At 40.5% G+C, this 24,137-nt stretch carries 24 protein-coding genes and 1 pseudogene; 16 read left to right on the forward strand and 9 right to left on the reverse strand.

Translation table 11 applies throughout. The features are described from left to right. Positions 1-38: 38 nt before the first annotated feature. Both B7E06_RS20045 and B7E06_RS21960 read right to left on the reverse strand, forming a co-directional pair. Positions 39-830 carry an SDR family NAD(P)-dependent oxidoreductase gene (locus B7E06_RS20045; protein ID WP_082235645.1) on the reverse strand — a complete coding sequence of 264 codons (792 nt, stop codon included), beginning with the start codon at positions 828-830 and terminating at the stop codon, positions 39-41. A 196-nt stretch (positions 831-1,026) separates the two neighbouring features. After that, positions 1,027-1,182: a hypothetical protein gene (locus tag B7E06_RS21960; RefSeq protein WP_179134106.1), complete on the reverse strand. Its 156-nt coding sequence runs from the start codon at positions 1,180-1,182 to the stop codon at positions 1,027-1,029. Between the two features lie 237 nt (positions 1,183-1,419). On the opposite strand from B7E06_RS21960, the gene B7E06_RS20050 reads away from it, so the two are divergent. The 4 genes from B7E06_RS20050 (at position 1,420) to katA (ending at position 6,072) form a co-directional block, all read left to right on the forward strand. Then, a complete protein-coding gene (locus B7E06_RS20050; protein ID WP_082236083.1) occupies positions 1,420-1,977 on the forward strand; it encodes an NADPH-dependent FMN reductase in 558 nt (185 codons plus the stop codon). Positions 1,978-2,106: 129 nt separating this feature from the next. Continuing rightward, a complete protein-coding gene (locus B7E06_RS20055; RefSeq protein ID WP_082235646.1) occupies positions 2,107-3,618 on the forward strand; it encodes a UDP-N-acetylmuramoyl-L-alanyl-D-glutamate--2,6-diaminopimelate ligase in 1,512 nt (503 codons plus the stop codon). A 239-nt stretch (positions 3,619-3,857) separates the two neighbouring features. After that, positions 3,858-4,328 carry a DinB family protein gene (locus B7E06_RS20060; protein WP_082235647.1) on the forward strand — a complete coding sequence of 157 codons (471 nt, stop codon included), beginning with the start codon at positions 3,858-3,860 and terminating at the stop codon, positions 4,326-4,328. 280 nt (positions 4,329-4,608) lie between these two features. Next, the gene (gene katA, locus B7E06_RS20065; RefSeq protein ID WP_082235648.1) at positions 4,609-6,072 is read left to right on the forward strand and encodes a catalase KatA; all 1,464 of its coding nucleotides are present in this window, start codon (positions 4,609-4,611) and stop codon (positions 6,070-6,072) included. Positions 6,073-6,114: 42 nt separating this feature from the next. Here the strand turns inward: katA and B7E06_RS20070 are convergent, their stop codons facing one another. Continuing rightward, complete coding sequence (locus B7E06_RS20070) at positions 6,115-6,981, reverse strand: formate/nitrite transporter family protein (protein ID WP_082235649.1); 867 nt, start codon at positions 6,979-6,981, stop codon at positions 6,115-6,117. Between the two features lie 128 nt (positions 6,982-7,109). Between B7E06_RS20070 and B7E06_RS21965 the strand changes: the two genes are divergently transcribed. Then, on the forward strand, positions 7,110-7,283 hold the full coding sequence (locus tag B7E06_RS21965; protein ID WP_179134107.1) for a hypothetical protein: 174 nt from the start codon (positions 7,110-7,112) through the stop codon (positions 7,281-7,283). Positions 7,284-7,353: 70 nt separating this feature from the next. Here the strand turns inward: B7E06_RS21965 and B7E06_RS20075 are convergent, their stop codons facing one another. From B7E06_RS20075 to B7E06_RS20085, 3 genes are read right to left on the reverse strand one after another with little or no spacing between them, the layout of a single operon-like run. Next, positions 7,354-7,800 carry a DUF4064 domain-containing protein gene (locus B7E06_RS20075; protein ID WP_082235650.1) on the reverse strand — a complete coding sequence of 149 codons (447 nt, stop codon included), beginning with the start codon at positions 7,798-7,800 and terminating at the stop codon, positions 7,354-7,356. Between the two features lie 21 nt (positions 7,801-7,821). After that, entirely contained in the window at positions 7,822-8,775 is a 954-nt protein-coding gene (locus B7E06_RS20080; RefSeq protein ID WP_082235651.1) for an ABC transporter permease, read from the reverse strand. Continuing rightward, positions 8,768-9,685 carry an ABC transporter ATP-binding protein gene (locus tag B7E06_RS20085; protein ID WP_082235652.1) on the reverse strand — a complete coding sequence of 306 codons (918 nt, stop codon included), beginning with the start codon at positions 9,683-9,685 and terminating at the stop codon, positions 8,768-8,770. The genes B7E06_RS20080 and B7E06_RS20085 overlap by 8 nt, the downstream gene beginning before the upstream one ends. A 190-nt stretch (positions 9,686-9,875) precedes the next feature. Between B7E06_RS20085 and B7E06_RS20090 the strand changes: the two genes are divergently transcribed. From B7E06_RS20090 to B7E06_RS20115, 6 genes are all read left to right on the forward strand, one after another. After that, the gene (locus B7E06_RS20090; RefSeq protein WP_082235653.1) at positions 9,876-11,006 is read left to right on the forward strand and encodes a conserved virulence factor C family protein; all 1,131 of its coding nucleotides are present in this window, start codon (positions 9,876-9,878) and stop codon (positions 11,004-11,006) included. A 17-nt stretch (positions 11,007-11,023) separates the two neighbouring features. Beyond that, positions 11,024-11,452, forward strand: a complete 429-nt coding sequence (locus B7E06_RS20095; RefSeq protein WP_082235654.1) for a BrxA/BrxB family bacilliredoxin — start codon at positions 11,024-11,026, stop codon at positions 11,450-11,452. 202 nt (positions 11,453-11,654) lie between these two features. Further along, the gene (locus B7E06_RS20100; protein WP_082235655.1) at positions 11,655-13,004 is read left to right on the forward strand and encodes a glucoamylase family protein; all 1,350 of its coding nucleotides are present in this window, start codon (positions 11,655-11,657) and stop codon (positions 13,002-13,004) included. 779 nt (positions 13,005-13,783) lie between these two features. Further along, positions 13,784-14,548, forward strand: coding sequence for a class I SAM-dependent methyltransferase (locus B7E06_RS20105; RefSeq protein ID WP_082235656.1), 765 nt, complete (start codon positions 13,784-13,786; stop codon positions 14,546-14,548). A gap of 134 nt (positions 14,549-14,682) precedes the next feature. Then, a complete protein-coding gene (locus B7E06_RS20110) occupies positions 14,683-16,014 on the forward strand; it encodes a cytochrome ubiquinol oxidase subunit I (protein WP_082235657.1) in 1,332 nt (443 codons plus the stop codon). A gap of 29 nt (positions 16,015-16,043) precedes the next feature. After that, complete coding sequence (locus B7E06_RS20115) at positions 16,044-17,072, forward strand: cytochrome d ubiquinol oxidase subunit II (RefSeq protein ID WP_082235658.1); 1,029 nt, start codon at positions 16,044-16,046, stop codon at positions 17,070-17,072. 89 nt (positions 17,073-17,161) lie between these two features. Here the strand turns inward: B7E06_RS20115 and rsgA are convergent, their stop codons facing one another. Further along, entirely contained in the window at positions 17,162-18,172 is a 1,011-nt protein-coding gene (rsgA, locus tag B7E06_RS20120) for a ribosome small subunit-dependent GTPase A (RefSeq protein ID WP_082235659.1), read from the reverse strand. A 246-nt stretch (positions 18,173-18,418) separates the two neighbouring features. On the opposite strand from rsgA, the pseudogene B7E06_RS20125 reads away from it, so the two are divergent. After that, a pseudogene (locus B7E06_RS20125) lies at positions 18,419-19,192 on the forward strand (AraC family transcriptional regulator); the annotation flags it as partial. 439 nt (positions 19,193-19,631) lie between these two features. Further along, positions 19,632-20,111 carry a site-2 protease family protein gene (locus B7E06_RS21985; protein WP_218672921.1) on the forward strand — a complete coding sequence of 160 codons (480 nt, stop codon included), beginning with the start codon at positions 19,632-19,634 and terminating at the stop codon, positions 20,109-20,111. 120 nt (positions 20,112-20,231) lie between these two features. On the opposite strand, the gene B7E06_RS20135 is transcribed toward B7E06_RS21985, so the two are convergent. Next, complete coding sequence (locus B7E06_RS20135; protein WP_082235661.1) at positions 20,232-20,672, reverse strand: YybH family protein; 441 nt, start codon at positions 20,670-20,672, stop codon at positions 20,232-20,234. 263 nt (positions 20,673-20,935) lie between these two features. Here B7E06_RS20135 and B7E06_RS20140 point away from each other — a divergent pair, with 263 nt between their 5' ends. The 3 genes from B7E06_RS20140 (at position 20,936) to B7E06_RS20150 (ending at position 23,068) form a co-directional block, all read left to right on the forward strand. Continuing rightward, positions 20,936-21,538, forward strand: a complete 603-nt coding sequence (locus tag B7E06_RS20140) for a hypothetical protein (RefSeq protein WP_245807782.1) — start codon at positions 20,936-20,938, stop codon at positions 21,536-21,538. Positions 21,539-21,667: 129 nt separating this feature from the next. Further along, the gene (gene glsA, locus B7E06_RS20145) at positions 21,668-22,621 is read left to right on the forward strand and encodes a glutaminase A (RefSeq protein WP_082235662.1); all 954 of its coding nucleotides are present in this window, start codon (positions 21,668-21,670) and stop codon (positions 22,619-22,621) included. Beyond that, on the forward strand, positions 22,622-23,068 hold the full coding sequence (locus B7E06_RS20150; protein WP_082235663.1) for a DUF4385 domain-containing protein: 447 nt from the start codon (positions 22,622-22,624) through the stop codon (positions 23,066-23,068). A gap of 84 nt (positions 23,069-23,152) precedes the next feature. Here B7E06_RS20150 and B7E06_RS20155 read toward each other — a convergent pair whose 3' ends face one another. Next, positions 23,153-24,133 carry an NAD(P)/FAD-dependent oxidoreductase gene (locus B7E06_RS20155; RefSeq protein WP_082235664.1) on the reverse strand — a complete coding sequence of 327 codons (981 nt, stop codon included), beginning with the start codon at positions 24,131-24,133 and terminating at the stop codon, positions 23,153-23,155. Between the last annotated feature and the right edge of the window lie 4 nt (positions 24,134-24,137).

Genomic DNA, 24,137 nt, shown 5'->3' on the forward strand with positions numbered 1-24,137 from the left:
ATCCCCCATCAAACCTTTACTTATATTGTAGCATGTAGTTACCTCATCACGCTTCCCCCAGAGATTTTCAACGATTCGCCGACAATATTTGAGGCCGCATCAGAAAGCAGAAATACGATAGATCTGGCCACTTCTTCAGGTGTACTTAACTTGCCTGATGGAATTCCGTTTTTCGCCTTCTCCAGCTGTTCTTCATAGCTCCGTCCTTCTCTTTCACCTTTCTTCTTAATTGCCTGCCTTCCCATTTCCGTATCTACAAAACCTGGACATACGGAATTAACCCTAATATTATTTTCGACAGCTTCAACAGCCAGTGATTGAGTAAAGCCGGTAAGTGCAAATTTGGATGCACTGTAAGCAATATTGCTGTGAGTCCCTCTTAGTCCTGATAATGAGGAGATATTTACAATCGATCCTCTGCCTTTTTCTTTCATATGCTTGTAAATCTCTTGTGTTAATAATACCGCAGAAAAGTAATTAAGCTCCATGACATTACGCAGATCCTCTTCCGATAAAGTCTCTATCGATCCGCCGCCGGAAATCCCTGCAGAATTGACAAGACCAGTGATAGGGCCATATTCTTTCTGTGCCTGACTTATGAGCCGGTTACGGTCCTCCCTATCATTTAAATCAGCAGGACAAACGAAGACCTCTCCATTCTTTTCACACTCTTCTTTGAGGTTTTCCAGTTTTTCTTCATTTCTTCCCGTTACGGTTACCTTTGCTCCTGCTTTAACGGCTTCAATGGCTGTATGATAGCCAATCCCTCCTGTCGCCCCTGTAATAAGAATATGGTTATCCGCCAGTGCTTCTTTTGAAAATAAAGTCATAAAAACATTCCTCCTTTTTGTTTTATCCATTCACTCATTAAGCGGAGATGAAACTATCCAATAAAACATTTGGCTAAAAATAAAATAAACGCCTTAACTCTACAATGAGGTTAAGACGTTTACCCAAGGAACAGCCAGAGGCTTGTTCTCAAATATTTTAATTATTCTCATAGCTACCGTCACCACTTCTTAAGTCTTATTTTCGCTTGTTTTTGCGAAAAGGCGTGAGAAGTTTGCCGCTTTTCGTGCGCTTCATTTGTTTTGAAGCCACTTGTTCAGATTCCTTAGCTTCCGGGCTGTTTTTGTAATCCTGGTCAAACAGCTCTCGAGCCTTGGAATAAAGCATAGTCATCGTTAACCCTCCTTAGTGATGGTATATAGTACAATTCCCGCTGTGTGCTTCACTAAAACTAAAGAATTTAAGGAAATTTTACGACCTATAGAGGGGGTAACGCAATAGTTTTTATAACTTTTTTTTTGACAAAATTCGCCACCTTCTTCTAAGCGGGTGAGGCAGATGATTAGAAGTAAAAACGGAGTGTCATTATAATAGTAATAATGAGAAATGTATAGGAGGCTAAGATTTATGATCAAAGTCGCAGCTCTAGTCGGCAGCTTTCGGAAAGAATCGTACAATATGAAATTGGCGAAATTCATTCAAGAGCGATATAAAGATCGTTTAGATATCCAAATCATCCCCATCCATGATTTAGCGTTTTACGATCAGGATGTTGAAAACGAGGCTCCAGCTTCCGTGCAGCGCTTTAAAGCAGCTGTGGGAGAAGCCGATGCTTTCTTAATTGTAACTCCTGAATTCAACCATTCTATTCCGGGTGTATTGAAAAATGCGCTGGATTGGATGTCCCGGGGGGAACGTGAAATGGCGAATAAGGCTGTTTTCATCGCAGGAGCAACCATGGGAGCTCTTGGTACCGTGCGTGCCCAGATGCAATTGCGTCAAATATTAAACGCACCCGGCATGGGGGCTAACGTACTTCCGGGCAATGAAATTCTCATTGGCGGTGTTCAGAACAAAATGGATGAAAACGGCCAATTGACCGATAACCAAACGGCTGAATTTATTGATAAAGTTGTCGATCAATTTATTCCTTTTGCAGAAAGACAGTTAGAAAAAACATATTCGTGAAGTGAAAAGTACAGAAAATTCTATCGTTTTCTGTACTTTTTTATATGTAAAACACTTCCTATTTTGTTTATTATTATGGAAATCAGGGTACCCGCCTAAGTATATTCGGTATAAAAAAGGAATGATGAAATGAAAAAGATGGTATACAATTTTTCAGACTTATGGGAGGCTTCAGTCTATGGCCCCGAATCGCAGACCATCAGTTCAATTGTTTATGATTCAAGAGATGTGATGACCCATTCCGCCTTTGTATGTATAAAAGGAGAGCATCAAAATGGACACCGCTTTATAGATAATGCAGTAGAGCGAGGGGCCTCAGTAATTATAGGAACAGAAAATGAACTTTTACATACAAAATCCCACCTTCACTCACATATCACCTTTATTGCAGTCACTGACAGCAAGCTAGCTATGGCAGAGCTTTCCTCACTTCTTTACGATTCCCCTAGTAGAGAACTGTTTACTGTAGGGGTAACAGGAACGAATGGAAAGACCACTGTTACTTCTTTTATCTACTCCTTATTGAACGCCTTGTCTTATAAAACGGGTTCCATTGGCACTGCCGGGATATGGGACGATAAAGAAAAGAAAGATTTTAAGCAGACAGTCCCCACCACACCCGAGAGCCCTGATCTGCAGCATGCGCTTCAATATTATCGCGACAATGACCTTCAGGCAGCCATAATAGAATCCACTTCAATAGCAATTGCACAGCAGCGCCTGGCGACTATCGATTTTGACATCGCAGTACATACCAACCTTACACCTGAACATTTAGACTTTCATGGCACGATAGAAAATTACAAAAAGGCCAAGTTGCAACTATTTTCAGCCGCAAAACAAGCGGTAGTAAATCTTGATGATACCGGAATGGCCCGAGATATTCTAAAATTGAATAACGGCCCGATTATCACTTACGGCTTCCACCCGGAGGCAGACATACGGGCTGAAAAGATAGGCCATGCAGCAAACGGAACTTCACTTGCCCTCATTTTCAATAATAAGAAATATTATGTCCAAGCCCCTTTGTTTGGAGAATACAATGTCTCTAATTTATTGGCTGCAATTGCCACATGTCACCTGATTGGTTTTACCATCGATGATATCCTTTCCGTCATTTATAAAATCAAAAGTCCAGAAGGGCGTTATCAAATCATTCAAAATCACACGTCTTTTACTATTATTATGGACTATGCCCATACACCGGACGCGTTAACCCAGGTCCTTCAGTCAGTAAGAGAGAGACCTTACAATAAACTGATCGTTATGATAACGGGGATTGGACTGCGCGATCCTAATAAGCGTCCTATAATGGCCCAGTGTGTAGAAGGATTAGCGGATGAAATCATTGTCAGTGTCGACCAGCCCGGCTTTGCTGACAGGCATACAGTTGTTACAGATGTCCTAAAGGGATTCAAAAAACCAGAAGCTTCTAATATCCATACTGCTCTTTATCGTGAAGAAGGTATCCATTTAGCCTTAAGCCTTGCTTCAAAGGGAGACACTGTCTTATTAACTGGAATCGGATTCGGCGGGTACCAGATTATTGAAGACCAAAAGGTTCCATACTCTGAAGAGAAAGTCATTCAGGATTTTTTCGACATTCCTTGCTCTGATTTACCAGTTTTAAATGCAAAATGAATGAGGCAGCAAAGAATGCTGCCATACTTCTCCCCTTTCTGGAGAAATTTAATTATTAAGCTAGCAACTTTTAAAAAACCTCCTTTATAGGGGGGTTTCTGTTGGAATAAAGTAAATAAATTCATATTTCCCGGGGAATATTGACGAATTTTAAGAAATTTTATCCCGGGAAAGGGGATTAAATACTGAATGAAGAATATAGGTAATAACACAAAAAATTTCTATATGAGGTTATAACTATGAATAACTACTGTCAAATGGCATTTCATCAATTGGAAATTGTCATCGCATCAATCTCAGAAATATTAGGCCAGCTGAATGAAGAAGATCTAAAGTTTCGTCCAACAGATGGGAAATTCTCAATTGGAGAACTTCTCGAACATATTGCCATCATTCCTTCTGCTGATGGAAAAGTTGCAGAGGGATTATCGGAAAGGGAAATGAAAAGGTATTATGACTCTATTTCCTTAAAGACGACCGAAGAGATCTCTGCTGCACTGTATGAGCATTTTGCGCAGTTAAAGTTTCAATATGAGAGCTATACGGAAGAACATTTATTTACAGAAATCACTTCATGGTGGGGGGTTACGTATACGAGATATGAATGGCTTCTTGAGATGCTGGCTCATATGTATCACCATCGCGGCCAGCTCCATGCCATACTCGTTCATACATACAATAAAGATTTAGAAATTTTATTATTTGAATAATCTTCTGCCTGAGAACTCCATTTAAAATGGGGTTCTTTTTTATATCCAATTGATAAAATCCTTACACAATTGATATTAACCCATTTAATTATAATGCCCTCCTTCTTCTACCCCATTATTCATTCGTCCAACCCAGTACATCAAACAAAAAACACAGTAAAACATTCATCCATTAATTTAAAACATTAATTAATTTATAATTAATATAAATTAATATTGATTTTTACTAAACTTATATTATAATCATTATTGAAACTATTTCTACGGAGAGGTGACGATTATGTCAGAAACACAGAACAGAGAGCAGTTAACAACCAGCGGCGGTGCCCCTGTTGGAGACAATCAGAACTCCATTACCGCAGGATCCCGTGGACCAACACTGATTCAAGATGTCCATCTGTTGGAGAAGCTTGCTCACTTTAATAGAGAACGTATCCCAGAGCGCGTAGTTCACGCAAAAGGAGCAGGGGCTCACGGCTACTTTGAAGTCACAAATGATGTTTCACCATATACAAAGGCAAAATTTTTAAATAAAGTTGGAAAACGCACGCCTGTTTTTACTCGCTTCTCTACGGTTGCGGGAGAAAGAGGATCAGCGGATACTGTGCGCGACCCGCGCGGTTTTGCTGTAAAGTTTTATACAGAGGACGGAAATTATGACCTCGTCGGAAATAATACACCAGTCTTCTTTCTAAGAGATGCGATTAAGTTCCCTGACTTTATCCATACACAAAAAAGAAACCCTGCGACTAATATGAAGGACCCAAATGCTGTGTGGGATTTCTTCTCCCTCTCACCAGAGTCACTTCATCAAGTAACAATTCTACACACTGACCGCGGCATCCCTGCAACTTACCGCCACATGCACGGTTTTGGAAGCCATACCTTTAAATGGACAAATGAAGAGGGGAACTCTGTATGGGTGAAATATCACTTTAAATCCGAGCAGGGAATAAAGAACATCGATGAGGAAACTGGAAACAAAATAGCTGGAGAAAACCCTGATTACAAGACAGGAGATCTGTATGAGGCTATTGAAAAAGGATCCTACCCTTCCTGGAAAGTGTATGTGCAGATTATGCCATTGGAGGAGGCACAAACATATCGCTTCGATCCGTTTGATGTGACAAAAGTATGGTCGCAAAAAGACTATCCGTTAATTGAAGTCGGCCGTATGGTGCTGGATCAAAATCCCGAAAATTATTTTGCAGAAGTGGAACAGGCAGCTTTCTCACCCGGACGATTTGTGCCAGGTATTGAAGCATCACCTGATAAGATGCTGCAAGGTCGTCTGTTTGCTTACTCAGATGCCCACCGCTATCGACTGGGAGCAAATCATGAAGCGCTGCCGGTTAACCGCCCGCGTGTTCAAGTAAATAACTATCAGCGGGATGGCTTGATGAGATTTGATGGAAACGGCGGCGGAAAGCCTAACTATGAGCCAAACAGCTATGGCGGCCCAGCAGAGGATCCAAACAGCAAAGGGGCACCTTTAGAAGTATCCGGTTACGCTGACAGTGTCCGCTATGACGAAAGCGACTATTACACTCAGGCCGGTGACTTGTACCGTTTACTAGACAACGAGGAAAAAGCACGCTTAGTAAAAAATATTGTCGAGTCCATGAAAACTGTAGAAAAAGACGAAATTAAGCTTCGACAAATCGAGCATTTTTCCAAAGCTGACCCAGAATACGGGCAGCTTGTAGCTGAAGGACTGGGCCTTAAAGTTCCTGAGATCGTTTAATAATAAAAGCCTCCGCCTTATTAAAAAGGCGGAGGCTTTTTCCTAGTCTGTAAGATGCTCCTTATAAGCATAAGAGAATAATAACGACACGAGAATTCCCCCGCCGATCAAGTTTCCAATACTTGCAGGAATAAGATTAAAAAATAGATATTCGTACCATGTGTATTTGTCAGAGGTGAGTAATCCCATACTAAAATATCCCATATTTGCTGCACTGTGCTGGAAATTTCCTGCCACAAATAAAATAACAGGAAGTGTAGTTCCTAAGATTTTACCCGTAATATCACGAGCAGCAGTAGTTAGAAAAGCAGCCATTCCGATCAGCCAGTTTGCCAGCACACCAGAAACAACAACTTCAAACCACCCCTTTACTCCCTGGTCCATAAATTTCATCTTTTTTTCGAGGTAAGAAGAAAGCTCCGTGTAAAACTGGGGATCAAGAGATGCCGACCACTGGATAAGACCTGCAACAGCCAATGCTCCAATAATATTCCCTATATATGCACTAGCCCAGAATTTGTAAATATTCACCTTCATTAAATTGGCTTTATTAAACAAATAGGATGGCAGCAGCACATTTATTTCCGTAAACAGAACACCGCCTGAGATGAATACAAGAGCATATCCTGTGGCAAATCCAAGCCCGGATAATAAATAATACAACCCCTGTATTTCTACCCCTTCAGCCAGCAAGATGGAGAAAACAGCTCCAAACGTCATAAACGCTCCGGCAGAAAGCGCCAGCAGGAACTGGCCTCTAAAAGGCTGAGCTAGATGATCTCTTCCTTTCTCGCCAAATTCATTAACTATTTGAGAAGGTAAATAAAACTGTCTATCCGGCTGACTTGTATCTTTATCTTGATTTTCATTACTTTGAATACTCTCTTGGTTCTCCTGTTCCTTTTTCATTTACTTCCCTCCAATACCTCTTCTTTTCCCGTTTCTTTCTAAAAGTAACCTGAAACCGAAAGGAAGCATGAATATTTAGGAAGAATAAGGTCAACTTACTACTACAGAACCATCAAGGAGGAGTAAACATGCCGAGGGACGAAATTTGTTTAGCATGCGACGGAAAAGGACTTCTAATGGATGACGAAGAGTGGCAGTATACTTGTAAAGTATGTAACGGTGACGGCCTTATGCCCCAGCATTCAAATGTAGCAAACAGGGAAATTGCAGATGTTGATGAAATGAACCGTATTTTAGATTAAAGTCTTTTATTTAAGACAGGATATCTGACATATCAAAAAAGCACTGGACTCTGGTCCAGTGCTTTTCTATTTATAAAGATTCAGTTGTCGTTTCAGCCACCGAGTGCTTTGGCTTACGAACAAGTGCTATAATTCCTGCTACTACAAACGCAATTGATGCAAAGAGAGCCATACCGATCGATGAAAATGCGGTAATAACCCCCGTTACGATTAGAATAATCCCTGCGGCTTTCGGCTTTTTATTCCCCTTCAGAAATACAATACTTACGATACCTAATACAATTCCAGCTATCGCTGAAATAAGAACCAGCCAGGATCCAAGATCAATAAAGGACAGGACTTCATCAATAGGAACTTCTTCAGGATTCAAGTTAGGATCTGAATATAAAACACTTTCAAATTCTGCCCTCAGGCTGGGATCACCGCTAACGTTCACTAATAAACCTGCCAGGAAAGCAAGCAGTCCATAAAGGACGGTTCCGATAACCGTGAATACTATTTCTACTGTACGCTTCATAAAGATAACACTCCTCTGTCATTATGCGTTTGTTACATCTCGTTTTGTAAAGAAAAGCCATGCTAGACCCATAAACACTATAAAATAAGCAATGAGCATGGTAATCGAAAACTCAAGGGTTAAACCCTCAAGCATTGGTGTGCCTGTGAAAAATTGATTTAAATTAGTATTGGCAAAGAGAATGTACTTTGCCCAATCTTTTCCTGCAAAAAAACCTACAATCGCATTCCCTGACATCATTAGAAAAATCGCTATACCAATGGCTAGAGCACTGCTTCTGAATATAGCCGAGATCATAAAAGCAAAAGTGGCCATCATCACCAGATTTACAGAACTTAATAAGTATTCAATCACAGTATGCTGGAACAGCGGAGTCTCCTGCACCTCTCCTGCCTTCATGTAAATGTGAGGTTCCCCGGCACCTGAAAAACCAAACAGAAGTCCACCTGCAATGAAAGCCATGATATATAAAAAGAATAACATGCTGAGGGCATTCAAAAGTACAGAAACATATTTAGCCCCTAAAATTTTCGTTCGTGAAATGGGTCGAATCAGCAGCAGTTTAATTGTACCCCATCTGAACTCGTTTGCAATTATACTAGCCGCAATAACTATTGTAAAAAGGCTGATCAGGGATACATTTGTCCTGTTTTCCTGTACAAAATCCCATACATTATATTCAGCAGGCGGGATATCATTCTCCAGGCGATATTCATTAAGTGCAATCTGCTCCTCATGATAATCTGCCATAAATTCCTCTTCTTGAGCTTCCTTTTGCATCTGTTCATTCTCCTGCTGAAGCTGCTGTTTCCAGTCTTCCGCCACTTGAGATTCTTCTGAAACTCCTCCTTCAACCTTAAATAAGACTCCAAGGCCGATTACAATGGCGGCTATTAGAATGACCATTATCCATGTCGAAATTTGGGAATATGTTTTCATTTGTTCGTTTCGTACAAGCTGGAAAAAATTACTCAATGGCTCCATCTCCTATCAAATCCAGGAATTTATCCTCCAGGGTCGCCCGCCTTGCAGCAACGCTGTATATTTTAATGTTGTGTTTGGTGAGTTCCTGAATGATTAAAGGAATTTCTTCCTTTTGCGCGGTAAATATTAATTCCTTTTTTTCCCTCTTTACTTGACTATCCCTTTTTTTAAGAATAGCCTCTGCCTCTTCTATAGGCACAGCTTCTAAATTAACCTCTTTCTGGTCAGCTTCATCTACAGCTTCTTGAACAGACTGAATGGAAACGAGTTCCCCATTTTTAATAATGCCGATCCGATCACACATCATCTCCATTTCAGATAAAATGTGACTTGATACAATAACAGCTACTCCTGATTCCTCAGCGAGTCTTCGAATATAGGAACGTATCTCCCGGATACCGGATGGGTCTAGTCCGTTGGTCGGCTCATCGAGAACGAGAACCGAGGGATTATGTAACAGAGCCTGAGCAATTCCCAGCCGCTGCCTCATCCCAAGAGAATATTTTGATACTTTTTCTTTCATTCTTTTTTCCAGCCCTACCAGCTTAACGACTTCGATGATCCGTTCTTTGCTGATGCCTGGAATCATCCGGCTGTAATGGACTAAGTTTTTATAACCGCTCATAAATGGATACATTTCAGGATTTTCAACAATTCCTCCGACATGACGAATGGCTTTTTTAAAATCTTTTCTTACACTGAATCCTTTAATAAACACGTCTCCATCCGTCATACTTATCAGACCTGCCATCATACGAATCGTTGTCGTTTTACCTGCTCCGTTAGGACCAAGAAACCCGAATACTTCTCCCTCATATATTTCAAAATCCAGCCCTTTAATAATCTGTTTTCCTTTTATTGTCTTCTTAAGACCTTTTAACTGGACTACAGGTTCTGCCATTCTATCCTCTCCTTCTATCACCTTGTGACAGTTATTTCTACGAATTATATTTACTTCCGTTTCACATTTATCGAAATTTCACTATCTCTCATAAAGTTCCTTAAAGAGAGAATACTGTTCCTATCAATGGATATACAGGGTTTTCTTTGATAAAATTTAACTAAATCCTTTCAGGAAGGAGGAACAAAAAATGAAAATTGTTTCAATTGAACCAACCCCGAGCCCGCATTCAATGAAAATCAATCTAAACGAAGAACTGTCGGCCGGTGAAACATACAACTATAAAATAGGCGAAATTGAGGATAGTGCTCCTCGTTTTGTTCATGAACTTTTTCAAATAGACGGAGTCAAAGGCTTATACCATGTTGCCGACTTTATAGCCCTGGAGCGCAGTCCGAAAACCGCCTGGGAAGAAATTCTTCCCCAAGTACGTAAAGTGTTCGGCTCTGAAGAAGCTGACACACCTGCTGAAAAACAACAGACACCTGATGATTCTTTTGGCGAGGTAAAAGTGTTCGTTCAAATGTTTAGAGGAATTCCTATGCAGGTAAAGCTCGAAGAAGACGGCGAGGAAAAACGAGTGGGTCTTCCAGAAAGATTTATGAACGCGGCAATGGAAGCATCCCCGGCTTCTCCTAATATGATCATGGAAAGAAAATGGGTAGAACAGAGCCCCCGTTACGGTGATGCAGAGGAAATCGGCGAACAGTTGAAAGAGGAGCTCTCCGCAAGCTATGATGAGGAACGACTGAAAGAACTGGTTAAACAAGCGTTTGATCAAGATTCTAATGAGCCTTTAAAGCCTGAGAAAGCAAGAGTTTCCCTTGAGACGATGAACAATCCAGATTGGAAAGTAAGATATGCAGCCCTTGATCGAATGGATCCAGAGATCGAAGACCTTCCTGTATTAGATAAAGCACTCGATGATCAAAAGGCCTCGATCCGCCGCTTAGCTACGGCTTATTTAGGGATGATAGAAGAACCGGAAGTGCTCCCTTATTTATATAAGGCACTCGATGATAAAACTGTTACCGTAAGAAGAACAGCTGGTGACTGTTTATCTGATCTCGGTTTTAAAGAAGCGATGCCTAAAGTGATCGAAACACTAAAAGATTCAAACCGCTTAGTCAGATGGCGTGCCGCTATGTTTCTTTATGAATTAGGGGATAAATTAGCACTGCCTGCCCTTAAAGAAGCGAGCAATGACCCTGAATTTGAAGTCCGCCTGCAGGTAAACATGGCCATTGAAAGAATTGAGGGCGGAGAAGAAGCTAAAGGATCCGTCTGGCATCAAATGACACAAGCTACTAAACAAAAATAAACAGGAGGTATGCTTTTATGAACCCATATGAAGCTTATATGAAAGAAATCTCGCAGCCTATGCGTGATGAATTGACAACGGCCGGCTTTACAGAGTTGACCACACCGGAAGAAGTGGACGAATTTATAGGCAGCACAGAAGGAACCGCGCTTGTTTTCGTTAATTCAGTATGCGGATGTGCCGCCGGTCTTGCCCGCCCTTCTGCTCGTGAATCCTTGAATTCAGAAAAGAAACCTGATCAGCTTGTAACCGTATTCGCAGGTCAGGACCGCGATGCTACAAGCCGTATGCGTGAATATTTCGAAGGGTACGAGCCTTCCTCTCCTTCTATAGCACTTTTGAAAAATGGCCAGGTCGTTCATTTCATTCCACGAGAAGAAATTGAAGACCATGAAGTTGAGGAAATAACGGAAAACCTTACAAAAGCATACGAACAATACTGCTGAAACTCCGCTTATAGCGGAGTTTTTTTTCACTGACTATTGAATCGTTTCTATTATCTCCCCTACACTTGTTGACATTTTAAAAATCCTGCTACTTTCCTATCATTTTTGCAAAATTCTGCACATTAATGTTTACGCTTACATTAATGTTTTGTATACTGAAATCGAAACGTTTCACTAAAAATTCAATTAAAGGAGTGTTCTCTTGAAAAAGACGTTAATAATTTTTGCTGCTCTGCTTATAATAGTGGGAGTACTGGGTACGCCTTCCTTCGCCTCACCCTCTGATAAAGGGAAGGAAAAAGCACTGTCCAAACAGCTTGAAGCCATTTCCAAGCAAACATATCGCTACTTTGAAGAATTCACTGATGAAAATACCGGCCTTACATACGATGCTGTAAGGACAGACGACGGTGAGCTCGACCCCGCTAAGCATACTTCTCCTACTAATATTGGCATGTACTTTATGAGCACCATTGCTGCTGAAGAATCTGGCAATATATCCGAAAAAGAAGCCATAGACAAAATTAAGACGACATTACGTACATTAGAAGGTATGGAAAAGTGGAATGGACTTTTCTATAACTGGTATTTCACAGATGACGGCTCCCTAATGACAGATTGGGGACAATTTATTTCTACTGTCGATAATGGCTGGCTATCGGCGGGATTGATTGTCGCCGGACAAGCTTATCCTGAATTGTATAACCAAACGAATAGCATCGTTGAAGCCATGGACTATTCCACCCTCTACGATCCTGAAGTCGGCCAAATGCGCGGCGGATATGATGTCGTTACTGAAAGCCTGACCGAACACCACTACGGCGCCTTTTACACAGAGCCTCGTGTCGCCAGCTATTTAGCTATCGGTAAAGGAGATGTACCGAAATCACACTGGTGGCAGTTGTATCGTACCATGCCTGCTGAGTGGGACTGGCAGTCTCAAAAACCAGAAGGCTATACTGAAGTGTACGATGGAATTGAGGTTTTCGAAGGTCATTACAGCTATAAAGGCACAAAATATGTTCCAAGCTGGGGCGGCAGTATGTTTGAAGCCCTTATGCCGGCACTCGTCCTTAAAGAAAAAGAGCTTGGTAAAAACGCACTTGGTTTAAACAACCAGCGTCATGTTGATATTCAAATCGAATATGCAAAAGAACAGGGATATGAAGCATGGGGAATGTCTCCTACTGCAACTCCCGATAACTACAAAGAATTCGGAGTACCTGCACTTGGCATGGATGGGTATGAAGGGGATGGAACGGTAACGCCACATGCTACCTTTTTAGCTCTTGAATATGCACCGATTGAAGCATTTGAAAATATTAAAACACTAAAATCTTATGATATGTATGGAAAGTATGGTTTTAAAGATTCCGTAAATGTAGAAACTGGCGAAGTAACAAACGCCTACCTCGCCCTCGATCAGGGAATGAGTATCGTCGCGATTGCCAACTATCTTCATGATGGTGTCATCCGAGACTATTTCCACGAGGATAAGATTGGTGAAAAACCAGAAGACCTGCTTGAGAAAGAAACATTCTCTATCCAATAAATATTTTTAAAAAGCGGTTCCTTTTTTCCTGTGTGAGTAAAAGCGGCTGTGGAGTCACTTTCTTTCCGCGAGGAGCCGGTAATCAAGCTCGCTGTACTCGCGCGATCTCATCTTGGCTCTATTTCCCTGTAGTAGTTTCGCCATTTTTCTTGATCTCTCTTTAAAGAAGGCTGTTCCGTTTATTATAAAAAGAGAAAAGCGGCTGGGAAATCGCTCGCTTTCCGCGGGGAGCCGGTGAGCTAGCTCGTTACACTCGCGGATCTCACCTTGGCTCTTTAAATTTAATGGTGAAAACGGAACGCTGTCATCTCAGTAAGCTCTCTCATGGAAACGATCCTATCTTCTTAAATGTTCCGTTACTCTAAAAACATAAAGGGTCTGGGGAAACGGCGAGACTCCTATGGGAGGATAGAACAGGGTGAGATCCCGCAGGGCTAAAAGCCCGAGGAAGCTCAGCGTTCGCCCACGGAAAGCGAGTGGTTTCCCCAGGCCCGCCTCTCTTTATCACGGGAAACGGAATAAGGGAATTCTCTTCAACTTTCTATCGGATTTGTCCTCACTATTCCACCTATTCTCCCGGCCCTTTATGTTTTTTAGAGTAACGGAACAGTGAGACTTTCCAACAAGCAGCAGGGCTGCCGAGTAATGCTCGGCGGCTTTTTTGATTTTACCTTTATGATTTGATTTACTTATCACACATGATCAAAAACTAGTATTTCTTTTATCTCTCCTTCTTTCTTATAATGAAAGTATCCTGGTTGAAGAAAGGAGACTGCCATATGGATCCTGTTAAAAAACAGGCACAAAACACTTTTTCCAAAAACAAAGAAGCTTATGTTAACAGCACCACCCATGGAAATAAGAGCGATCTGGAAGCAATTACAGACTGGCTGAACCCTGAAAGCTCGTGGACGGTTTTAGATATCGCGACAGGAGGAGGTCATGTCGCTAAACAATTAAGTCCATTTGTGAGGACGGTGATCGCTTCTGACCTAACGAAAGAGATGCTCAGTAATACCGCCAGGCATCTCAAGGAACTTGAAAACCTCCTCTATGTGATTGCAGACGCTGAACAGCTTCCCTTTATTGAAAATTCGTTTGATGCAGTGACCTGTCGGATTGCCCCTCACCACTTCCCTAACCCTGATCATTTTCTTCAAGAAACAGAGCGCGTGCTTAAACCGGGAGGGGCATTCGTTATGGTTGATAACATCAGTTCTGAAGATGATAATTTTGATGATTTTTACAATACGTTTGAAAAAATGCGCGACCCCAGTCATTATCGCGCCCTAAAGGTTTCTGAGTGGAAAGAATTGATGAACAACAGTGGCCTTACCATTAAACAGGAAATAGTCCGCAGGAAAACACTTCCTTTTAAAGACTGGGCGGAACGAACACTTTCTGGTAATGAAATTATTAATATGGAAAACTTCTTCCTTAACTCTCCAGCAGCTGCGAAGAATTACTTTCAGATTAATGAAGATAAAGGAAGAATTGTCGATTTTTCTATTGACGAGTGGATGGTTCATTGTATAAAGGAATAGACTGCCACCGTTCAGCTGAAACCTCATAAGTGATAAAACCTGCCTCCTTTTATAAAAGGAGGTCTTTTTGTGTTTAATAGGCTGCTTTTAAGGACAGGCTGAATGCTAGATAAGAGTGAGTATGAGGTGACGTTATGGATATAGTTACAATGTCTAGAGTCTTGTTCGGTTCTTCTATGGCCTTTCATATTATTTACGCAACGATCGGTGTAGGCATCCCGGTGATGATTATTTTAGCTGAGATTATGTATTGGATTAAAAAGGATAACGATTATGCGCTAATGGCACGCCGTTGGACAAAAGGCTTTGCCATTTTATTAGCAGTATCAATTGCTTCAGGTACAATTGTGGCTGTTTTGATGTCTCTGCTATTTCCTAATTTTATGCAGATCGTCGGCCAGGTCATTTCCCTGCCATTCCAAATTGAGATCTTCGCTTTTCTAATTGAAGCCGTGTTTATGTCGATTTATTTATACGCAGCCGACCGACTTCCCCGGGGGTTAAGGTTTCTTAGTATTTTGCTTGTAGCCATAGGGGCCACCGCTTCAGCGATATTGATTACCGATGTCCATGCATGGATGAATACACCCGCCGGATTCGATATTTCGGAAAATGGAATAGTTACTAATGTCCATGTGTGGGAAGCTATATTTAACCCAAGCTTTATCGTAACGGCTATCCATGTCACACTGTCCGCCTACATGACAGTCGCATTTTTAATTGCTTCCATTGCAGCCAATCGTCTGCTTAAGAAAAATATTTCCCAAAAAGAAAGACACTATCATAAAAAAGCTCTGATGATCGCTCTTTATTTCGGAGCAGCAATCTCTTTAGCTACTGCCCTGAACGGTCATGATGCCGCTCAGATGCTCCACGAAGAAAACCCAAGAAAACTGGCGGCTGCAGAAGGCTTATTTGAAACGACGAGCTATGCGCCTCTCGCGATCGGCGGATATGCATCGGCAGAAGAGCAAAGAGTCAAATATGCGATAGAAATCCCATATGCGCTAAGCTTTTTAGCCGGTGACCGTTTTGATACAGAAGTAATCGGACTAAATGAATACCCGGAAGAACTCTGGCCGCCGCTTTATGTCCATATTCTCTTTAATATCATGGTCGGGATTGGCAGTCTTCTCATCGTTGTCTCCTTTTTAGCTATTTTTTGGAAACATGTATTAAAAAGAGAGTTTCCCGGCTTTATTCTCGCGCTTATCGTGGCCAGCGGGCCTTTGGCCATGATTGCTATTGAAGCCGGATGGTGCTTTAGCTGTATCGGCCGTCAGCCTTGGACGATAACAGATGTATTAAGGACCGATGAAGCCTCAACTACTTCCAATAGTGTCGGCATCCTGTTCGTCACCTTTTTAAGTATGTACGTTACACTGCTGTTTGTTACAGGGTTCGTTCTTCGATATTACTTTAAGAGAAATCCAGTTGAAAAAGATTTAAACACTACCCAGTCATAGAAAAAACTATAGAAAAGAGTGACCTTTAAATGGAAGCCTCTACTTTAGCCATTACGCTCTTATGGAGCTTATTATTCGTTTATTCCATGCTCGGTTCTATGGACTTTGGAGCCGGTTTCTGGGGAATGGTCTATACCCATAACAGTCGAACAAGTGCGGCCAATATCGCCAACCGCTTCCTATCACCAACTTGGGAAGTAACTAACGTATTCCTCGTTCTTTTTGTCGTGTCTCTTGTTACATTTTTCCCATTTGCCACCAATACGCTCAGCAGTCTTCTGTTAATTCCGGTTGGATTAGGCTTAGTGCTGTTAACCATTCGTACAACCTTTATGGTATTTGCCAGCCATACAAGCCGTTATCGGGAGATTTTGCGAATCACATCAGGAGTTACGGGACTCGTTATCCCTGCCCTGCTCGTAAGTGTTCTCCCTATTACTCTCGGAGGATTTTCAGAAATGAGGAATGACGGAACTGAGCAGCTGTTATACGGAAAACTGCTTACTCATCCCACCCTGTACACACATATTGCATTCGGCTTAACGACAGAGCTGTTTATCTCAGCAGTCTTTCTTATGGATTATGCAAAAGAAGCAAAAGACTGGTCAGCCTATCACACGTATCGCAAGCATTCACTTTGGCTTGGACCCGTCTCCATAATCATTGCTGTCTTAACGATAGGGTCGATGCCTGCCGAAGCTTCCTGGCTGATTGATAACATTAAAGCCACCCCTATCTGGTTCGGCCTTTCCATTGCCTTCTTTCTTTTAGGATATGGTTCACTTTTCATTAAGAAAAACGGTGTGCGAGGATTTTCCAGGGCGGCAATGGTCTTTATCATTATCCAATATGGTATCGCTATTTACGCCTACGGCTCAGCACATCTCCCTTATTTAATTTATCCAGAGCTTACAATTGAGAGTTCATTTACGAATACAACCGTCTTTTACAAGATGCTGATTGTTTATGGTGTGGGTTTTTCCATATTAATTCCGGCATTCTACTTGTTTTGGAGGCTTTTCCTTAAAGATCAGCGTTATTTAAAGCAGCAGGAATAAAGCAATGAAACGAAGGCTTTACAGATTTCCGCTGAAAAAACCAAAAAAGCCGAGTAAGAAATTTTCCTAACTCGGCTTTTACTTATATATTATTTATGAGAATTTGGGCCATGGAGGATTCGATTGGCTCGATGTGTGCCATACTTTTCTTTTAAATCAAGCCGTTCCAGCTCTCTGGATAATTTATGATAGCTTTTTACCCTGTCTGTACGGAGGTCACCTTTATCAATTGCCTTTAAAACGGCACAGCCTGGTTCACTTTCATGCTTGCAGTCACGGAATTTACACCTGGCGGCCAGCTGTTCAATATCTGAAAAAGCTGCTTCTACTCCTTCAGCATTTCCCCAAAGCTGCACTTCTCTCATTCCCGGTGTATCAATCAGGATCGCTCCGTTTTCAAGTGCAAACATTTCTCTATGAGTCGTCGTATGACGTCCTTTATCATCTTGTAAACGCACTTGTTTCGTTTGCTGCACTGACTGGCCAAGCAAATTATTAATCAGTGTGGATTTCCCCACGCCGGAAGAACCGATCAATACGTAGGTTTGAAGGGGGGATAACTCCTTTATAAACACTTCCATTCCCTCGAGAGATAAACTGCTTAATCCGTAAACAGGTACAGCCGGGATTCTTTGTTCAATCTGGGCAACTAAAGCTTCGGGTTCATCATATAAATCCCTTTTTGTACAAACGATCAGCGGCCTTGCTCCGCTTTCATATACTTGATACACATAACGTTCCAACCTCTGCATATTAAATTCAGCGGTCATCGCCGTCATGATAACAACAGCATCCATATTAGCAGCAATAATCTGTTCCCTATGCTCAGTTCCGGGTTCTCTTCTTGATAACACCGTTTCTCTTGTTAAAACTCGATGTATCATCGCTTTTTCTTGATCAAAAGGTTCAAAAACCACCCAATCCCCTGTGACTGGTCGTACACTTGATTCATAGCGCAATTTTCCAGACAAATGACCTTGAAGGACTCCACGGTCACTCCACAGCGTAAAGATACTTGAAGACGAACGCGCAATTCGACCTGCCTGCTCTCCACCTTTTAATTGATGAACAACTTCCTTCGGTAATTTTGTTAGCTTCACTAAATTCCTCCTAAATTTGGAGGACGATCACGTTTAGCTGATGTGTCCTCCCGATTCTGATAAGTAGTGTATGGGTTGTACGAAATTGAGTTTTTTCATAACACATCAGCTCCTTTACTTAATCTTCCTCTATTATATACAACGGCTAATAAAAAAACACGGTTTCTTTATAGAAACCGTGTGTAATCATGTTTAACTATACTAAGATGTTAAAATATAGTTATTGACTCCTGCTCATAAGTTTAAAAAATTCCAATCCAGCAAAATGCCGGCTTGTTTACTTTAAATCCGCAAAAAAGAGGAGTGGAAGAAATGGATTTTTCACAAAAAATGAGAGCTCATCACATTCAAAACGAAACGAGTGATTTTTCTAATGAACAAGTCCTAAATATATTAAATGGCCAGGTTATGTACGATGAGTTTAAGAATCAAAAGATTATGGGGAATTCAGAGTACGCTCCGTTTAATGAAGCGATGTGTATAAACACCGCTACCAGTAATATATTTAGTAAGGAATTCATAGAGACAAGAGCAGCAGGGCACAATGAGCTAGTTGATGATTATATTGATAAGGTCATTAGCCCTTTAAATCCTCTCTTTAATAACCAATATCCATGTACCGTATTATGGTTCGGTGAAGATATGTTCTGCCAAATGAACCTCCTTACAATTCTCGCTTACCTTGAACAATCCGAATACAGTGGCAGAGTTTTCTTGAATAGCTTTAAAGAAGATGAATTTAAGGTAAGACAAACTGAACTGGTATTAGGTAATTATTTCATTGTTTATGAAGACGTCCTCTTAAATCAGAAAAACACTTCCGTTAAAGTAATTCCAATAATGGCCGAGGCAATAGACCTATACTCAGAGATGCAAAAAGATGATAATCCAGTAATGAAGTATATTGAAAAGAATATAAACTTATCGACATCTGAATTACTTGAAAGGTTATTTGCACTTTTCCCAAAAATAGGATATGGAGATTTACAATATAAACAACTTATCAATAAAATTAAGTAAACACACTCTTTTCTCATAATCTCAGGCAATGGCCAGAAGTGTAAAAATAAAATTACACGCAACAACACTACACAAGAGAATTTTAAATCGTTGAATATAATTCTACTATACTAATTTGCAACATACCGATTAATGTGTCAAAGCTTAGACTTTGACATTTTTTAATTTTAATTGTCCTTCAGTAAAACTTCTAAGAAGTTGAATCTTAAGTTCCGGACCACTTTTGGCACTACTTTCTTAATAAGTTACCTTATAGATTTTATTCCCTCCTTATATCCCCTAACTGATCTATCCATCACTATATTAGGATTTTATTTCTCACTATGTTACGTTATTCTATGTCTCCAAAAATTGAAAGGCTATTTTTGTGGCAGTTATTTAAGGGGCAATTCTCGTTAAACCCTGGTGATTTATAAGTAATGAGAGGAAGGAGGATTGAATGTTTACCCTTAGTGATATACCTATGTTTTTTGTGAATTTTTTCATAATTTTACCAATGGTCACCCTAATCCATGAGGCTGGGCATGTGTTGACTGCACGAATGTTCGGAGGGAAAATCAAATTTTGCATAGGAACCGGTGAGACACTCTTTAATGTTGGTCCACTAGAAGTGAAAAAGAAATACTTTATGGAGGGGTGGTGCCAGTATGAATCCTTAACATACAACAAAACGTGGACTCATGTTTGCATCTATTTAGCAGGTAGTGGTTTTAATTTAATCGTTATCCTCATGTTGAATTACCTAATATCCTCTAAATTCTTGCCTCCTACATTGTTTTTTTACCAATTCGCCTATTTCTCCATATACTTTATATTCTTTTCTTTGTTTCCTTATAGAAATGACGATGGAAAGCCAAGTGACGGAATGGCTGTCTATGATGTGCTTCGATATGGAAAGGCAAAAGATCCTATTGACTAGAAAGGCACCTGAGAGTGGAATATTTTGCTCTCAGGTACAACATCTTACAAAAAAGTAAACACATTAAAGAAAGGATTGCTAAGCAACCCTTTCCTTATTATGCTGTATCATGTCACTCTCTTACCTTAGGTTAAACATACCCTTCCCATTTTCCAAATCAATTGGCAATGAGGAATGTTCATGTTTAATCAACCAGGTGTTGTCTACTTTTTTCAAGCCAAATGTAAAACGATTTGTCGTTTGACGAAGTTTCTCTTCCGATTCTTCAGGGTAAGCCGTGTAAGTAACCGCACAATGAACGAAAGCGATGTTCGCAAGTTCTTCAATAACTACATCATTAAAATCTACTTTAAGAATATTTCCTTCTTCTTTTAAACCATTAAACCATTCCACTACATTTACCTGCCATGATTCCTTACCATTACATTCCCAGTTTTCCCAACAATCATAAATATGAATGTCAGACGTATAGGCAGACAAAAGTTTTTCTACATTTCGCTCGTTCACCGCATTTTTGTACGTATCAAGTAATTCTTGAACAGAACCCCTTCCATTAGCCATACCATTCTCTCCTCTACAATGAGAAATTAATAAAAAGAAGACTGCTTCATTTACTCAAAAATTCTTCCATAAGAACCAGCTGAAGCTGAAAATTTGGTTTGTCATTTTTGTATTCTCCGTATATTGCTTTATTCCTTCAAAAAAATGCAAAGAAGACCCAACCGTGAAAAGTTGTAATTTTATGGTAATATGACCATAAGGTTTTTACGGACCGTGTTAGTTTTAATGAATTACTCATCGGTTTTTTATGAGGGGGGAAATATGTGATAAGAAGATTATTTAATCTCAATACGTTATATATCCTCATTGCCATAATCGCAATAGGTCTCCTGCTGATACCGAGAATAATCGAAAGCAGCCATCTACAATCTAAAGGTATCAGCTACATATCTAGTAACATAGAGGATTATTATCATACGGTTTTTCCTCAGGAAGGAAAAGTAACTATAGAAATTGATTTAAGTGATTTAGAGAGTAACGAAGGAAAAGTGCTTTTTGAGGATAGTGAAACCAAAATTTATATAACGAAAGTAACGCATGACGATTCAGAGTATAATGTAACTTTCAGATCGAGTGGAAGTTATGACGCGGGCGGGGCGACATTAGTTTCTGGATTGGAACACGAACGTAATAATAATGGTTTAACTAGTCATTTCAAAGCGAAGGCCGAAGCAGTGTATAAAGGCGAAAACTATGAATTATCTCCTTCTGGCTCTTCTGGGTTACATTACCGCGATGGGGACCGATTTGGGTTTTATTTATTGCCTCCAAACCAAATGAAAAATATTGATTTAATAGAAGAATCTATCATAGAGGTTACTATTACTAATTTACAAGTGAATTTATGGGTGAAGAAGCCAAAATAAAATAATGAACAGAACTTTTCATTTCTTTAAATGACCTTCAAAATCATGAAACCTATCCCTGTCTTATGCTACGTTTACTCTCCTCCATGGAAAGGGTACATTTTAATATTAAATTCAGGAGGATCTGCTATGAAAAAACTCAGCCACGAATACTTGGAAGAAGCAATAGAAGACAGCAAACCTTATGCTGCAAATGGGGAAATAAAGCCAGGTATACCCGGACTGGATGAAACGATGAGAGATATGCTGGGTGTTACGATTATTACGACAGACTCTGAAATATATAAATCTGGTGAATGGGATACTCCGATTCCAATGCAAAGTACCTCAAAAATAATAGGACTCATGCTTGCATTAAGGGACTTTGGGAAAGAGAGGGTCTTCCAAACGGTAGGAATGGAGCCGATGGGAGATTTCTTTAACTCAATTTCATCACTGGAATCACCAGCAAACCAAAAACCGTTTAACCCTATGGTAAACGCTGGAGCAATTTCTGTCGCCTCTCTTATTAAGGGACAGACGGTCGAAAATCGATTTAATCGTTATCTTAGCTTTTTAAGAGACATTACAGAAAACAATGAACTCGAAATGGATCAAGAGGTTTATGAAGCGGAAAAGAAAAACGGGGCTCGTAACCGGTCACTGGCTTATTTTCTGCAGAGTACCGGCACCCTTGTAACAAATGTAGAAGAAGCTCTGGATCTTTATTTTAGAATGAATTCGATATCTATGAACAGTATGGATTTTGCGAGGGTGGGACTATTTTTAGCACGAGGTGGATATGATCCGGATGGAAATAAGCTTATCCCAGACCATCATCTGCGCACTGTAAAAGCCATCATGATGACGTCCGGCATGTACAATGCGTCAGGTCACTATGCTGTAGAAGTCGGTTTTCCTTGTAAAAGCGGGGTTTCAGGAAGTATTATCTGCTCTGTTCCCGGAGTGATGGGGATGGGCGTAGTATCACCACCCATCGACAGTAAAGGCAACAGTACGGCCGGCGGGGCACTAATTAAAAAACTTTCTCAAGATTTACAATTAAACATGTTTGGCATTGAAAATATTAAGGATGTCGATTAAATGGGATTTGACTACTCTATTGATTTTGAGAAGATTGATTTCAGGAAGCAGCCCGAGCTCTATCGTGTCGGCCGCGGAGAGCAGGGAGTTCTTCTAGTAGAACCTTATAAAAGCGAAATTCTTCCCCATTGGAGATTTAAAACTCCTGCGATTGCAAAAGAATCTGCGGAAAAAATTTATCAGATATACCTCACTTACAAGGAAGATGGAGACTTTATCGGCATGGATATGGCAAGAAAGTTTTTACAAATGGGATATACACGTTCCCGCCGTTATGCAAATTATAAAGGCGGAAAGAAGTATGATAACGATGGAGAAATCAACGAGCGCGAAATTGATGAAGAAAAAGCGAGGTCGGCAGAAATTTTTGAAAAGAAATGGATTGTCGTTCGTGAAGATGAAGATTATTTAGCATTAAAAAAGGCACATCAAAAAAACTACGGGTAGTTCGAGAAGACTAAGCTTCTCCTCTGTCATTCTCCTCCCGTCTAAAATTAATTTAAGCTTGCAGATATTTTCTGCAAGCTTACATCATTTGGAGTGCTTATAAATAACTGTACTGTAAACCTGAGATTTCGCTTTCGGGTCTACATACATTTTCGCTGAATTAACAGCAGTCATAGCTTCCGTAAATCCTGAAGCGATCAACATCGTTTTATGAGGGTAAATCGCTGCATCCCCTGCAGCAAATACTCCTTCAATGTTTGTCCCCATGTTCATATCTACAGGAATTCGTCCTTTTTCGGTATCTAGTCCCCATTCCTGATAATAGCTTTTTTCTATTTTCAACCCTTCGTACACTAAGACATGTTCTGCCGGCAAACGATTTCCGTTTTCCAAAGTTACTCCAGTTAAATCTGATGCCGTCCCTTCAAGGTCGGTTATTTTTGCATTTCTATGGATATGAACCGATGATGCTTCTAGTTTCTCAACATCCTGATCATAGACAGCTTTAAAATCTTCAGTATGGTTGATGATATGAACTTCACTTGCTGTTTTTTCTAATGCTAATGCCCAGTCAATGCCTACTCGGCTGTCTGACACTACTACTGCTTTCTTTCCTTTATATTGGCTTATATTCTGTATGGTGTAATGAATAAACGGATCAAACTTCTTACGCTGTGTTATATCAAGTGGTTTCATATCATATGTTCCCATCCCGGACGCTACGATTACGGTCTTTGAAAGATGCTGATTCCCGCCACTTGAATGAAGGATAAACGAGCCATCCTCCAGCTTTTCTATCGACTCAATTTTTTCCCCTGTGATTAACTCCGGCTCTATGCTTTCGGCCTGTTCCTCCACCCGATGGACGAGTTCTTCACCCGTAACACCAAAGAATCCTCCAACATCATAAATCTTTTTTTCCGGGTAGAAAAAGGAGACTTTTCCGCCTACATCCGGCTGATACTCTATCACCTTTGTTTTCATCTCGCGCATTCCTGCATAAAAAGCAGCATACAGACCTGTGATCCCCCCTCCAATAATTGTGAGGTCGAATTGTTCGCTCATATCT

Origin of the sequence: Halobacillus massiliensis, assembly GCF_900166625.1 — a bacterium.
Classification (GTDB): domain Bacteria; phylum Bacillota; class Bacilli; order Bacillales; family Halobacillaceae; genus Halobacillus_A; species Halobacillus_A massiliensis.